This window comes from Buttiauxella izardii (assembly GCF_003601925.1).
Taxonomy (GTDB): domain Bacteria; phylum Pseudomonadota; class Gammaproteobacteria; order Enterobacterales; family Enterobacteriaceae; genus Buttiauxella; species Buttiauxella izardii.
Genome location: NZ_QZWH01000045.1, coordinates 1 through 13671, shown reverse-complemented (window position 1 = coordinate 13671; position 13671 = coordinate 1). Strand labels below are relative to the sequence as shown.

Below are 13671 nucleotides of genomic sequence, written 5' to 3'. Positions count from 1 at the left end.
AGTGGAGCGCGGCTCGCGCGCTACAAAGGCAATACCTTTTAACATGAGGCTTAGTGTAGTTAATTTCAATGCCAGGCGGCGAGCATAAGGCTGTATACTGTGCAGAATAGTTGTTCTTCTTTTGTCTTTGGAAACCCTGCAAGCCATGCTCAGTTATCGCCACAGCTTTCACGCCGGCAACCACGCCGACGTACTGAAACACACCGTTCAAAGTCTGATCATCGAATCCTTAAAAGAGAAGGAAAAACCTTTTCTGTATCTGGATACCCATGCAGGCGCAGGCCGATACAAACTGAGCAGCGAGCACGCAGAGCGCACCGGTGAATATCTGGAAGGGATCGCCCGCATTTGGCAACACGATGATTTGCCAGCGGAACTTGAAGCGTATATTGGCGCAGTAAAAGCCTATAACCACAGCGGCCAACTTCGTTATTACCCAGGTTCCCCGCTGATTGCCCGTCAACTTCTGCGCGAGCAAGACAGCCTGCAACTGACCGAACTGCACCCGTCAGATTTCCCGCTGCTGCGTTCTGAATTCCAGAAGGATAACCGCGCGCGTGTTGAACGTGCGGACGGTTACACCCAACTGAAATCCAAATTGCCGCCAGTTTCTCGCCGTGGTCTGATTCTTATCGACCCGCCGTATGAGATTAAAACTGACTATCAGGCCGTTGTGACCGGCATCAACGACGGTTATAAGCGTTTTGCAACAGGCACTTACGCGCTGTGGTATCCGGTGGTGATGCGCCAGCAAATCAAACGAATGCTGCGCGAACTGGAAGAAACCGGCATTCGCCGCATTCTGCAAATCGAGCTGGCGGTTCTGCCGGACAGCGACCGCCGTGGCATGACCGCATCCGGCATGATTGTTATCAACCCACCGTGGAAACTGGAACAGCAAATGGCTAATGTACTGCCGTGGCTGCACAAAACGCTGGTGCCATCGGGTAATGGTTCAACCACGTTGAGCTGGGTTGTGCCTGAGTAAACAGGCTATCAGAGCTATCGGTGGAACCTTTTAGTGCACGCGTTACAATCGCGAATATTTTTTCGACTCAATTAGGGAAACATCATGACCAAACATTATGACTACCTCGCCATTGGCGGCGGCAGCGGCGGTATTGCCTCCATTAACCGTGCGGCGATGTATGGAAAGAAATGCGCACTGATTGAAGCGAAAGAGCTGGGCGGCACCTGCGTCAACGTCGGTTGCGTGCCTAAAAAAGTGATGTGGCATGCGGCGCAAATCGCCGAAGCGATTCACAACTACGGCCCGGATTACGGGTTCGACACCACAGTGAATAAGTTCGACTGGGACAAGTTAATCGCCAGCCGTACCGCCTATATCGACCGCATCCACACCTCTTACGACAACGTTCTGGGTAAGAACAACGTTGACGTGATTCGCGGCTTTGCCAAATTTGTCGATGCGCACACCGTTGAAGTGAACGGCGAAACCATTACTGCCGACCACATTCTGATTGCGACCGGTGGCCGCCCAAGCCGTCCGTCTATTCCAGGCGCAGAATACGGCATTGATTCCGATGGTTTCTTCGCGCTGCCAGCGCTGCCAAAACGCATTGCCGTAGTTGGCGCGGGTTATATCGCCGTTGAAATCGCAGGCGTGGTTAACGCGCTGGGTTCCGAAACGCATCTGTTCGTGCGTCAACACGCACCACTGCGTACTTTTGACCCGTTAATCGTCGAAACGCTGCTGGAAGTGATCAACACCGAAGGCCCAACGCTGCACACCCAAGCGGTGCCAAAAGCGGTAGTCAAAAATGCCGATGGCAGCCTGACGCTGGAACTGGAAGATGGCCGTTCTGAAACTGTCGATTGCCTGATTTGGGCGATTGGCCGCCAGCCAGAAACCGACAACTTCAACCTGGCAGCGACCGGTGTGAAAACCAACGCTAAAGGCTATATCGAAGTCGATAAGTTCCAGAACACCAGCGTTGCGGGCATTTATGCCGTGGGCGATAACACCGGCGCAGTAGAACTGACGCCAGTCGCGGTTGCTGCGGGCCGTCGCCTGTCTGAGCGCTTGTTTAACAACAAGCCAGACGAGCATTTAGATTACAGCAACGTGCCAACCGTCGTGTTCAGCCACCCGCCAATCGGCACGGTCGGTTTGACCGAACCACAAGCGCGTGAGCAATACGGCGACGACAACGTGAAGGTGTACAAATCTTCCTTCACCGCAATGTATACCGCTGTGACTTCTCACCGCCAGCCATGCCGCATGAAGTTAGTTTGTGCTGGCCCGGACGAGAAAATCGTCGGCATCCACGGCATCGGTTACGGTATGGATGAAATGCTGCAAGGCTTTGCGGTGGCGCTGAAAATGGGTGCAACCAAGAAAGACTTTGATAACACCGTGGCGATTCACCCAACTGGCTCGGAAGAATTCGTTACCATGAGGTAATTTATTCATTCCGTTACCGAATCTTAAAAGCTGACTCTCACAGGTCAGCTTTTTTTTGGGCTTTCTCTGGAGCTTGATAGCACTGTTTTGACGCCATTTGATTCATTTACGTAGGTTATAGTAATGAACTGTAACTATTCATAAATTGTATTGTATACCCACAATATTATTAGTAATTTACCAAACAGGAAAAACACAACAGAAACAAAGGGATATTAATGAAAAAGGTACTTGGTATCGTCGGATCACTGCTTCTTGTATCAGGCTCTGCAATGGCTGCCACTGCGCCAGACTGCGTCAAAACTGACAAAGCACAGATTGAAGGGTTGTTCGATAAATGGAACGATTCTCTGCAGACGGGTGATGCTAAAAAAGTAGCAGACAATTACCTGAGTGATGCGGTATTGCTTCCTACTGTTTCCAATAAAGTACGCCTGACGGATGCCGAGCGAGTTGATTACTTCGAGCATTTCTTAGAGAAGAAACCGTTCGGCAAAATTGACAGCCGCACCGTACGACTGGGTTGTAATAAAGCGGTTGATGCCGGGACTTATACCTTTACCTTCGCTGATAAATCAACAGTGTCAGCGCGCTATACCTTCACTTACGCCTGGGATGGGAAAGAGTGGAAAATCTCCACCCACCACTCTTCGGCGATGCCAGAAGCATAAGCAACGAATAGATAATCTGGTCAGTATTTAAATTGAAGGCGGATCTGCGTTAATGCTATCCGCCATTTTCATTTATCGCATCGCGATATAAATAATCTGCTATAGCTCGAATAATCAAAAATACCAACCCATTAAATTTCAAACACCTGCGAAATTAAACCTCTATTATTGAATAATAAATCATACTTCAAACTATTTGCTTACATTTAGACGCAATCGTCACACTTATACTAATCTGATTATATTCTTTTGAAATTGTCTATTTGCAGAGTCCATCTTATGAAACATAAATCTTCGATATTAATGGGTGTTATGGCGGGTATTTTTATGTTCTCCACGCTCTCCATCAACAATGCTTACGCCACTGAGCAAGGCCAGCAACGCCGCCAGGCGCGAGATGTTCGCCAGGATACCCGTCAGGATTCACGCCACGATAAGCGTGAATGTGTGGTTAACGACAATAAAAGTAATAGTGATTGCCGCCAGGATAAGCGTCAAAGCAAACAAGATGGTCGTGAAGAAGCACGCGATATTAAATATTAAAAATCAGGCCATACCCTTATCGGGTATGGCTTTTTTATTTTCTGCCCTGCATATCTGGAATAATCAAATCCCCTCGCAGCACATTCGAGCCTAGCGCACTTTGGGTTTTCTCCGTTAGCCACGCCACGATTCTGGCCGCCATTGCATCCATTGAATATTCAATCGCGGGAATATTTGGAATCCCCGGCAGATGCAGCGAACCCGCCAGGCTAAACACCATAATGTCTTTCGGGACCGATTTATTAAACGCCTGCAATTGCGGAATGATGCGTTGTGCTTCTTGCTCATCAGCCACTAATAACGCGTTGAAATTCAAAGTCGTGCTGTTATTGAGTAGCACCTGGAGCGCAACCGATGAAGAGCTTGAATCCATAAAAATCAGGTTGCGGTTGAACGGCAGGAAATTGTTTTCCAGCGCGCGTTTATAACCTAGCAGGATCTGATCAACCGACCCGCATGAGTCAGGGTTGATCACCGCAATCTGCCGCCTTCCCTGTTTAATCAGATAATTACAGGCCGTTTCCGCCGCAAAGGCGTGGTCAAACTGAATGCTGTTACTGGAATCCACATCCACGCAATCCACCAGAATCACGTTTTCCTGGCTGATGTTGAGCGGGAAACGCGCGCCGATGATCAGCACGTCATCACACAGCCCGCAGGTCAGCTCGTCGAGTGCGTGCATGACTTCCGCTTTGCTGTTCGCAAAACGCAAAAGCAGGTGTTTTTGATGCTGGCTGAGGTGTTTCTCCAGCGCGTAAAGATAACCGGTGGTCTGGTTGATATTTTCCTGTGCGCAAATCACGCCAATGCAGCCTGTCGATTGGCTGAGTAATGATTGCGCAATCATATTTGGACGGTAACGCAACTCTTCCGCCGCTTTGAGCACAGCCAGACGGCTGGCTTCCTTCACTCCGCGAGATCCACTCAACACCCGTGATACTGTGGCTTTTGACACCCCAGCCAAACGCGATACATCATTGATTGTAGACATCTTTTTCCTTAATCAGGCTCTGTTCATGCCTGTCTGTCCTGAGTACAACTGCGGCTCATATTGTAGCCAATTCCAGTATAGTCGTTTCCATTTTTGATGGAAACCGATTTTCCGCATGATGTCCAAACCAACTATTCATCAGACAATTTTGTGATGATGATCCAATAAGTAAAGCCTATAAATACGGGATCTTGATGGGTGTCACAGATCTGTTCACTGCAAATGGAAAACGGTTTCCATAAAGTATCAAATCATTTCCGCAATACTTTATTTACATTTTGAGGATGAGTGTTAATGGTCAAGATCATGTTGTGTTGTTCCGCCGGAATGTCCACCAGCCTGCTAGTTAAAAAGATGCTGACAGTGGCCGAAGAACGAGGAATGCCTGTTGAAATAGAGGCTTACGGTGTGGCGGAGTTTGATGTGCAGTTCCCGCGCTACCAAGTGGTGCTACTCGGGCCGCAGGTGAAATATATGTTAAGTACGCTCTCAGAAAAGACTGCCCCGCACGGCATCCCGGTTCAGGCCATCGACATGATGGATTACGGCATGCAGCGTGGCGATAAAGTGCTGGATTACGCTCTGTCGCTTATCGAAGCGGCTCACTAAAAGGGTTATTCATATGAGTTCGCTATATCAATCGATGGTGGCGGTGATTGAGCAATCCATCACCCCGCTGGCCGGGCGTCTGGGGCAACAAAAGTACGTTATCGCGATTCGTGATGGGTTCACCGCAGCCCTGCCGTTTATGATTATCGGCTCCTTTATGCTGGTATTTATTTTCCCACCGTTCTCCGCTGATACCACCATTGGCTTTGCCCGCGCGTGGCTGGATTTCTCACAGACTTATCGTGAACAACTGATGTTGCCGTTCAACCTGAGCATGGGCGTGATGACGTTCTTTATCTCAGTCGGCATTGGCGCAAGTCTCGGGCGGCAGTTTAATCTCGACCCGGTGATGTCCGGCCTATTGGCTTTCATGGCCTTTTTGCTGGTCGCCGCACCGTATGCGGACGGCAAAATTTCGACGCAGTATCTTTCCGGGCAAGGCATTTTCACCGCGCTGATTACCTCGATTTACTCCACTCGTGTTTATGCATGGCTTAAAGAAAACAAAATCACCATTCGCCTGCCAAAAGAAGTGCCAACCGGCGTGGCGCGTTCATTTGAGATTTTGATTCCGGTGGTGGTGATTATCGGCACGCTGCATCCGTTGAATTTATTCATCGAAGCGCAGACCGGCATGATCATGCCGCAAGCGATTATGCACCTGCTGGCACCGCTGGTTTCCGCATCCGATTCCCTGCCTGCGATTCTGCTTTCTGTGTTGCTGTGCCAGATTTTTTGGTTCTCTGGCATTCACGGTTCGCTGATTGTTACCGGCATCATGAACCCGTTCTGGATGACGAACCTCGCAGCAAACCAGGCCGCACTCGCCGCAGGCACCGCGTTACCGCACATCTATCTGCAAGGTTTCTGGGATCACTATTTATTGATTGGCGGCGTCGGTTCCACTTTGCCATTAGCGTTTTTACTGCTGCGCAGCAAAGTGACGCACTTACGCACCATCGGCAAAATGGGCATCGTGCCGAGCTTCTTTAATATCAACGAACCGATTCTGTTCGGCGCGCCGATTATTATGAACCCGCTGCTGTTTATTCCGTTTATTTGCGTACCAATGGTCAACGCCATTCTGGCTTATACCGCGACAAAATTGGGCTGGTTGGCACAAGTCGTTTCACTGACTCCATGGACAACTCCGGCACCGATTGGCGCGTCATGGGCAACAAACTGGGCCTTCAGTCCGGTGGTGATGTGTGTAATTTGCATGGTCGTTTCAACCATTATTTATCTGCCGTTCCTGCGCGCTTACGAGCGTTCATTACAAAAAACTGCCGCAGAAAACGAAGCGCGTGCCCCTTTAACCGAAACTGCTACCAGCAATTAATATCGTTTAATAACTCTGGAATAAATGATGATCGAATTAGAAGAAGCCGTGATGGAAATTATTATGAATGCCGGGCAATCACGCAGCCTGTGTTTTGAAGCCCTGCATTCTGCGCGTCAGGGCAATATTGAAGAAGCCAAACTGTTATTAGTGGAAGCCGATGGTTACGCCCGTGAAGCGCATAAAATGCAAACCAAATTGATTGAACAAGATGCCGGTGAAGCCAAACAGCCAATGACATTAATTATGGTACATGCTCAGGATCACCTGATGACATCAATGTTGGCGCGCGAGCTTTCCAACGAAATTATTCATCTGTATCAGCGCTAAGTATTACGTATAAAACAATAATATTACCTCTGGCAGGGAGAGATCATTACGTAAATAATTTAATTAATTCTAATCCGATGAAAGTATAAATAAAGATAAATATGTTTTGGTAATAGCGTTTTCTCTATTAACCCGGAACAGGATATTTATCGTCTAAAAAATAAATGACTAAATTGAGATGATAATGAAATTAATAAAACAGCTTCCATTAACAATGGCGGTTATCGCCGCGCTTTGCCCAATTTCTGTACTCGCACAAGAAGCCATGACTCAGGAACAAATTGACCAAATCGTGGCGAAAGCGGTGGATAAAGCACTGGCTGACCGCGATGCGAAAATCGAAGCCGCACGACTGAAAAGAACCGATACCCTGGTCACGCCGCAAGTTCCCACCACGCCGGACAAGTCTGTTCCGTTGGGGCTTAAATTCACCGGCTATGCGCGTTACGGTGCGCATTTCCAGGCGGGCGATCAGAAATATATTGGCGTTGACGGTTCCTATAACGGTTCCTCAGCAATTGGCCGTTTGGGTAACGAAGGCAACGGCGGCGAATTCCAGCTCACCAAAATCATTAAAGGCGATAACGGGGCCATCTGGGACATCGGCGTGATGATCGACCATTGGGGCGACGAAGTTAACCTGAAAAAGGCTTATGCGGGCGTCACCAATCTTTTTGAAGCGCAGCCAAATGCCTATTTCTGGGCGGGGCGTGACTTCCACCAGCGTCCACAACAGGGCATCAATGACTACTTCTGGATGAACCACGACGGGCAAGGCGCGGGAGTGAAGAGCCTTGATCTCGGTTTTGCACAACTGGATATCGCGGCGGTGGCCGCTGTGGATCAGTGCAATCCTGAGATGATTGATGACGGCGATAACCCGTCGCGCATTTCCTGTACCGGCGGCTCCGGCACGGGCGATAAAGGCAACTACGCGGCAACATCAAAACTGCACGGCATCAAGTTTGGCCCGATTGATTTCGAGCTGTACGCCAACTACGGCTTTGATTCCAAAGCCATCGACAGCGACGAACGCTCCAAAGCCTGGCAGGCCGCCGTGGTGTTAAGTCACACTGGCGACAACGGCGTGAACAAAATCATCACCCGTTATTCTGACCATTCAGACAACAGCGTGTACAACAAAACCAACGGCTTACACACCGTGTACGCCAGCTTCGAAGGGAACTATAAGTTCACGCAACAAGCGCAGATTGAATATCTCCTCGCCTTCCACGATTACGACAACGATGAACTGGCGCAGGACAACCGTCGTAACTACGGCGCGATTGTTCGCCCGATGTACTTCTGGAACGACATCCATTCGACGTGGCTTGAAGCGGGTTATCAGCGCGTAGATTACGAAAACGACGGTGATAACAAAGGCTGGAAACTGACGCTGTCGCAGAATATTTCCATCGCAATGGGGCCAGAATTCCGCCCAATGCTGCGTTTCTACATGACCGGCGGTCAGGTGGAAAACAACCACACCACGCGTATTGCGGGCGAGCCAAATACGCAGCTTGATTCGTTCAATGTGGGCGCGATGTGGGAAGCCTGGTGGTAATATCCCTTCATTCTTCAAGCTGCATCGGCGTTGGCTGCGCTCGTTCACCCCGGTCACTTACTTTAGTAAGCTCCCGGGGATTCGCTCCCTTGCCGCCTTGATGCAGCTCGAATTATTTGGGATATAAATTTTTACGACGTAATGCGGTGGGTTTTTCCTCACCGCATCGCATTATAAATAGCCTGCTGAATCTCAACGGTGCGTTTTTCCTCGGCAATGCCCTGCTCGTCTTTGCGCTGCTGTTGCGCATTCAGCCGCAGTTTTGCCCGCGCTAATTCCTCTTTCTGCCGCTGGACGGTTTCTGGCGCACTGCAAAAAGTTTGCAGGAATTGTTTGCGCAGCGAAGTCAGGCTTTGCCCGTCGTTCATCGCCTGGCTAATGGTTCTGACCATGCGCCGACACGGGCGATCTTCGTCCATTTGCGAACGGTATTGCAGCAACGTATTGAGCGCGTCGCGGTAATCCCCCGCCAGTGCCGATTCGGTGAAATAGACCTTCCAGTTCATGCCGCCCAACATAAACAGCCGCACCACCGTGGCGTCTCCACGTTCAATCGCCGACCGCAAATTGCCTTCTTCCCAGGTAATGCCGATGTTTGCCAGCTTCTCACGCGCACTTTCCGTTTCCGGCAATGAATCAAGTGCGGTCATTTTGGCCGGTGTGATTTTCGCCTCGGCGGGTTTGTTGGTCATCTCGCTGAGTAAAAACATCCCAAAGATTGCCGCGCTAATCACCGCTACGCCCGCCACACACCACAGAACCATGCGCATCGATTCGCCTGTGTCCTGTTTTTGCCGGGTATTACGCAATCCAGGCCGCTCGATGGCGTCACGGACTTCCTCGGTATCACGCCCGGTGGCCTGATATTTTTTGCGAGCCTGCTCCAGATAACTCGACAACGCGGCATCGCTGACAGCCATGAGTGCCGCCGGATTCACCTTCGTTCGCCCCTCATCAAAAGCGCGCTGAATCGCCGCACTGCTTTCCTGTGAATAGCTCTCGAGCAAGGCGAGTTGCACCGAGGTTAACGTCTGTTGCATCACCAGATCGTTGCGGATTTCGCGTACATCATCGAGAAAAGTTTGCAGCGTTTTGCGTTGATCGATAAGCAAACTCAGATGGGTTGAGTCCTGGAAAATCCCGGCATAATGATTGGCGTACTCTTTTTTATCGACCACCATCAAAGCCAGCTCGCTAAAGCGCATGCCGCTGAGAATGTCGCCGCGCTCGCCGTTTTTCAGCCAGCGCCGCACGCAATCCGCACCAAATTGCGATTTGAGTTTATGCACCAGTTTCGCCTGGCTCGGGTAGCTTTGATTCACCAGGCTTTTAAGCATCAGCTCCAGCGCACACATCTGGCGTGCCGCTTTTTGCTGCCGGGCGTCGTCGTTGTTTTCAATTTCACTCGAATAACCCAATAACGGCTGCTTTGCCCGCACGTGCTCGAGATAACTCACAAAACGTAACGCGGCAATTAACTGGTTATGGCTGACTTCCTGGCCGCTTTCATATTGCGGCACCAGTTGCTGCAAATGGCGCAGCAGCAGCGTGAAATGCGAGATTTCGGCGTCATTAAGATTTAAGCGTTTTGCCACCGCCATCCAGCTTCCAAGCACCTGTCGGGCCTGTTCGAGCTGTTGAAAAAACCATTGTGGATCTTTGCCATCGGAGGCTTTGATGGTGAGAAGTGGCAGGATTTGCAATGACGCCTGGCGAATCACACTCAGGCAAGTCTCGAACTTTTCCCGCATCAGCAACTGTGCAGCGCTGGTCATGATTTTCCTTTTTGAATAAGGCGCGAGTCACGACGCCATTGCACAGAATATTAGCGTAGCCGGAGTGGAAGCAATGGCGATAAAAGACCAGGAAAATTAAGCATTTTCAAAAATATCGCTGATTACCTCGCCCAATTTTCGCAGCGCGGTTTCGGTCGCATCATTGAATGGCAGCGCGTAGTTCAGACGCATACAGTTGCGATATTTGCCGGAAGCGGAAAGCAGTGACCCCACCGCAATGCGAATATTATGTTCACGCAACGTTGCAATAATTGGCACGATATCAATGTGTTCCGGCAGTTCTATCCACATCAGGAAACCGCCTTGCGGACGAGAAACGCAGATACCGCACGGGAAATAGTGACGCACCCAGCAGGTGAAAATGTCGAGATTGCGCTGATAGTGTTGGCGCATACGCCGCAAATGGCGATGGTAATGGCCATTACGCACAAACTCAGCAACCGCCATTTGCGTAAAGGTCGTAGAGCTGCCGGTGACGATATATTTCATATGCATCGCGCGGTCAAAATAGCGCCCCGGCACAATCCAGCCCACGCGCAAACCCGGCGCTAACGTTTTAGAAAATGAGCTGCACAACAACACGCGCCCATCGACATCCAGCGATTTTATCGTCATCGGTCGCGGATATTCATACGCCAGCTCGCCATAAACATCGTCTTCAATAATCGCGATATCAAAGCGTTGCGCCAGATTTAGCACCGCCTTTTTACGCGCATCGGGCATGATAAACCCGAGCGGATTGTTGCAAGTAGGAACCAAAATCACCGCTTTGATGGGCCACTGCTCCAGCGCCAGTTCAAGGGCTTCGACGCTAATCCCCGTTTCAGAATCCGTCGGTATTTCAATCACTTTAACGCCGAATGCACGCAGCATTTGCATGGTGCCGTGGAAACAAGGCGACTCAACCGCCACGATATCTCCCGCCTCGCACACCGCACGAATCGCAATCGACAGGGCTTCATGGCAACCGGTGGTGATCACAATGTCATCCGGCGTGACGACACAACCGCTGTCGAGCATCAGGCGGGCGATTTGGTCGCGCAGCACTTGCTTGCCGTTGATGCAGTCATAGCCCAAAACTTCGGCTTCCTGATACTGCACAATGCGGCTCATTTCACGCCACAACGGTTTAATCGTTGAATGGGTCACATCCGGAAATCCGCTGCCAAATGCGATACTGCCGCCATCTTCCCTTCCGGTGAGCTGTTCAAGAACCGCATCCCATTGAGTGATTTCTACCGGGCGTTGGGCCGGGCGCGTCAACGGTGGAACGGGCGGCAATGATTTGCGCGGCGTAACAAAATAGCCGGAGCGCGGCTGCGGAGAAATAAGCTGGCGGTCTTCAAGCAAATGATAAGCCTGCTGTACGGTGCTGATACTGACGCCGTGTTCGCTACTCAAATTGCGCACCGAAGGCAGACGCTCGCCGCTGCGATACAAGCCTTGTTCGATACGTTCTGCCAGCAAAGTGGCAAGATGTTGATAGCGCGTCATGCTGTATCCTCTTAATCAACCATACAGACGGGAAAACCAGTACAGAGCGATGGCAAAAGCCCCATTCAGATCTTGTTTTAGCGCGTCTGTATGTTAAATAAAAGTTATATTTGCCTCTGCCTGCGATCTGTATGGCGGCGCATGATTGTTCCCATCAACACGATGAGGAGCAACATCATGGGCTTTGAAGAAAACAGACCGCGTCGGCCTTTTTATGGCCTGGTGATGATTTACCAGTATTTCCGCCAAAGAAGGTTACTGCGCCAGACAGAGCGCACTTTAAAGGGACTGAGCAAAGAACAATTAAAAGATATTGGGCTGACGACGGATGACATATCACACTGGAAATAACTTTCATAAACAGCGCTTATACCCAAATAATTCGAGTTGCATCGCGGCGGCAAGAGAGCAAGTCCCGATGAGCTTAGTAAACTAAGTGATTCGGGCGAGTGAGCGTAGCCAACAAAAATGCAACTTGAAGTATGACGGGTATAAACATGGCGCCGTTATTATTTTGCTGATATCACTTAAAGAACAATCGGCAAAAAAATAATATCGTGAACTAAAAACCATGTTTCCACTCGCCACCTCCAGACTCGATTTAACGCAAATTACCGAACAAGAATGGTCGTTATTCTTGCGCTTGCAGCAAGATCCCGACGTGATGCGTTATGTTTCCGATAACCGTCAGGAAGCGGAAATTCGCCAGATTTTTAATGCTCGCCTGGTGCGCTGGGAAATTCACAGCCGCCACTGGCTTTGCCTGGTGATGCGCGATAAACACAGCGGCGTGGCGATTGGTTTTACCGGTTTTGTGCGCAGCGATGACGATATAGCGGAAGTCGGTTTTATTCTCGATCCCGCGTTTCACGGGCAAGGTTACGGGTTTGAATCGCTGCATGCGGTGTGCAAATTTGCCTTTGAAAAATGCCAGATACGCAAACTGACCGCGACCGTCACCGTCGGGAATATCGGCTCGAAAAAGACGCTGGAAAAAGCCGGTTTTAAGCAAGAAGGCGTGCTGCGCGAAAACTATTTTCTGGCGGGTATCTGGCAGGATGACTGGATTTTTGGCTTGCTGCGTAATGAGTTCAGATAAAACTGCATTCCATGACGCTTTCCTGACCTTATGCCAGGCTTAATGAGTGCCCATAAAAGCTTAAGCTCAGGAGAAAAGATGAAGAAACTGCTACTGTTGGCGGGATTTACCGCCATGCTCAGTCTGCCTGCCCTGGCTGATGATCAGGGTGGATTGAAAACCGACGAAGCGCCGCCACCGCCGCATGCGATGGATAAAGGTTATCGCGGCATGGAAGATGCCAAAGGCATGACCGTTGTTCAGGCAAAAGCCATGCACGACGGCGCAAGCGTGTCGCTCACCGGTAATCTCATCAAGAAAACCAAGGGTGACCGTTACCAGTTCAGAGATAAAACCGACACCATAGAAGTGGAAATTCCGCTGGCCGTGTTTGATGGTCGTTCCATCAGCCCCGATCATTTGGTGGCTATCAACGGTACGCTGGATAAAAAACAGAAACCTGCGGTGATGAAAGTGGATCATTTGCAGAAGCAGTAAATGATTTGCCGGCTCCCTCTTTGGATGGCTGTCTCTTATACAACTCGCCCTGGCAATCTTGTCAGGGTGAGCTCTGCAAGCCTCGCTGATTTTCCGTTCACCCGCGCGTTCAGTTATCTCTTTACTGCCCGAAAACGGTGAACGAATCAAGGAGAGAACGCCCTCTCCTTGATAATCCTGGCGCCCGGCCATTAAATTGCCGCTGCGCGGTAAACCCCAGCTTATCCCCAACATCAGGGTCGTTCGCGACTCGTTCCAGACGATCGCTCTCTTTCGCTGCTCCCGGCAGCTCAACCCTGACTTATGGGGAACACTGGGGCAATTTATACCGGG

At 50.2% G+C, this 13671-nt stretch carries 14 protein-coding genes; 11 read left to right on the top strand and 3 right to left on the bottom strand.

Going from position 1 to position 13671, the window contains the following annotated elements; all coding sequences use genetic code 11:
• Nucleotides 1-145: 145 nt before the first annotated feature.
• From D6029_RS17860 to D6029_RS17845, 4 genes are all read left to right on the top strand, one after another.
• Complete coding sequence (locus D6029_RS17860) at nt 146-988, top strand: 23S rRNA (adenine(2030)-N(6))-methyltransferase RlmJ (protein ID WP_120066128.1); 843 nt, start codon at nt 146-148, stop codon at nt 986-988.
• Nucleotides 989-1072: 84 nt separating this feature from the next.
• Complete coding sequence (gene gorA, locus D6029_RS17855) at nt 1073-2425, top strand: glutathione-disulfide reductase (RefSeq protein WP_120066085.1); 1353 nt, start codon at nt 1073-1075, stop codon at nt 2423-2425.
• Nucleotides 2426-2643: 218 nt separating this feature from the next.
• Complete coding sequence (locus tag D6029_RS17850) at nt 2644-3096, top strand: SgcJ/EcaC family oxidoreductase (protein WP_120066084.1); 453 nt, start codon at nt 2644-2646, stop codon at nt 3094-3096.
• A 279-nt stretch (nt 3097-3375) separates the two neighbouring features.
• Nucleotides 3376-3639 (top strand): hypothetical protein, encoded by a 264-nt coding sequence (locus tag D6029_RS17845; protein WP_244212424.1) that lies wholly within the window; start codon nt 3376-3378, stop codon nt 3637-3639.
• A gap of 34 nt (nt 3640-3673) precedes the next feature.
• Here D6029_RS17845 and D6029_RS17840 read toward each other — a convergent pair whose 3' ends face one another.
• The gene (locus tag D6029_RS17840) at nt 3674-4630 is read right to left on the bottom strand and encodes a LacI family DNA-binding transcriptional regulator (RefSeq protein WP_120066083.1); all 957 of its coding nucleotides are present in this window, start codon (nt 4628-4630) and stop codon (nt 3674-3676) included.
• A gap of 294 nt (nt 4631-4924) precedes the next feature.
• Here D6029_RS17840 and D6029_RS17835 point away from each other — a divergent pair, with 294 nt between their 5' ends.
• The 4 genes from D6029_RS17835 (at nt 4925) to D6029_RS17820 (ending at nt 8472) form a co-directional block, all read left to right on the top strand.
• Nucleotides 4925-5239, top strand: coding sequence for a PTS sugar transporter subunit IIB (locus D6029_RS17835; RefSeq protein WP_120066082.1), 315 nt, complete (start codon nt 4925-4927; stop codon nt 5237-5239).
• A gap of 13 nt (nt 5240-5252) precedes the next feature.
• Nucleotides 5253-6578 (top strand): PTS sugar transporter subunit IIC, encoded by a 1326-nt coding sequence (locus D6029_RS17830; RefSeq protein ID WP_120066081.1) that lies wholly within the window; start codon nt 5253-5255, stop codon nt 6576-6578.
• Between the two features lie 27 nt (nt 6579-6605).
• Nucleotides 6606-6908, top strand: coding sequence for a PTS lactose/cellobiose transporter subunit IIA (locus tag D6029_RS17825; RefSeq protein WP_147365249.1), 303 nt, complete (start codon nt 6606-6608; stop codon nt 6906-6908).
• Between the two features lie 184 nt (nt 6909-7092).
• On the top strand, nt 7093-8472 hold the full coding sequence (locus D6029_RS17820; protein ID WP_120066126.1) for a carbohydrate porin: 1380 nt from the start codon (nt 7093-7095) through the stop codon (nt 8470-8472).
• 158 nt (nt 8473-8630) lie between these two features.
• Here the strand turns inward: D6029_RS17820 and D6029_RS17815 are convergent, their stop codons facing one another.
• Both D6029_RS17815 and D6029_RS17810 read right to left on the bottom strand, forming a co-directional pair.
• A complete protein-coding gene (locus tag D6029_RS17815; protein ID WP_120066079.1) occupies nt 8631-10247 on the bottom strand; it encodes an STY4199 family HEPN domain-containing protein in 1617 nt (538 codons plus the stop codon).
• Between the two features lie 96 nt (nt 10248-10343).
• Nucleotides 10344-11762, bottom strand: coding sequence for an aminotransferase-like domain-containing protein (locus tag D6029_RS17810; protein ID WP_120066078.1), 1419 nt, complete (start codon nt 11760-11762; stop codon nt 10344-10346).
• Between the two features lie 177 nt (nt 11763-11939).
• Between D6029_RS17810 and D6029_RS17805 the strand changes: the two genes are divergently transcribed.
• From D6029_RS17805 to D6029_RS17795, 3 genes are all read left to right on the top strand, one after another.
• Nucleotides 11940-12113: a DUF1127 domain-containing protein gene (locus D6029_RS17805; RefSeq protein WP_120066077.1), complete on the top strand. Its 174-nt coding sequence runs from the start codon at nt 11940-11942 to the stop codon at nt 12111-12113.
• 220 nt (nt 12114-12333) lie between these two features.
• Nucleotides 12334-12861, top strand: coding sequence for a GNAT family N-acetyltransferase (locus D6029_RS17800; protein ID WP_120066076.1), 528 nt, complete (start codon nt 12334-12336; stop codon nt 12859-12861).
• 78 nt (nt 12862-12939) lie between these two features.
• Nucleotides 12940-13338: a YdeI family stress tolerance OB fold protein gene (locus D6029_RS17795; RefSeq protein ID WP_120066075.1), complete on the top strand. Its 399-nt coding sequence runs from the start codon at nt 12940-12942 to the stop codon at nt 13336-13338.
• Nucleotides 13339-13671: the final 333 nt, after the last annotated feature.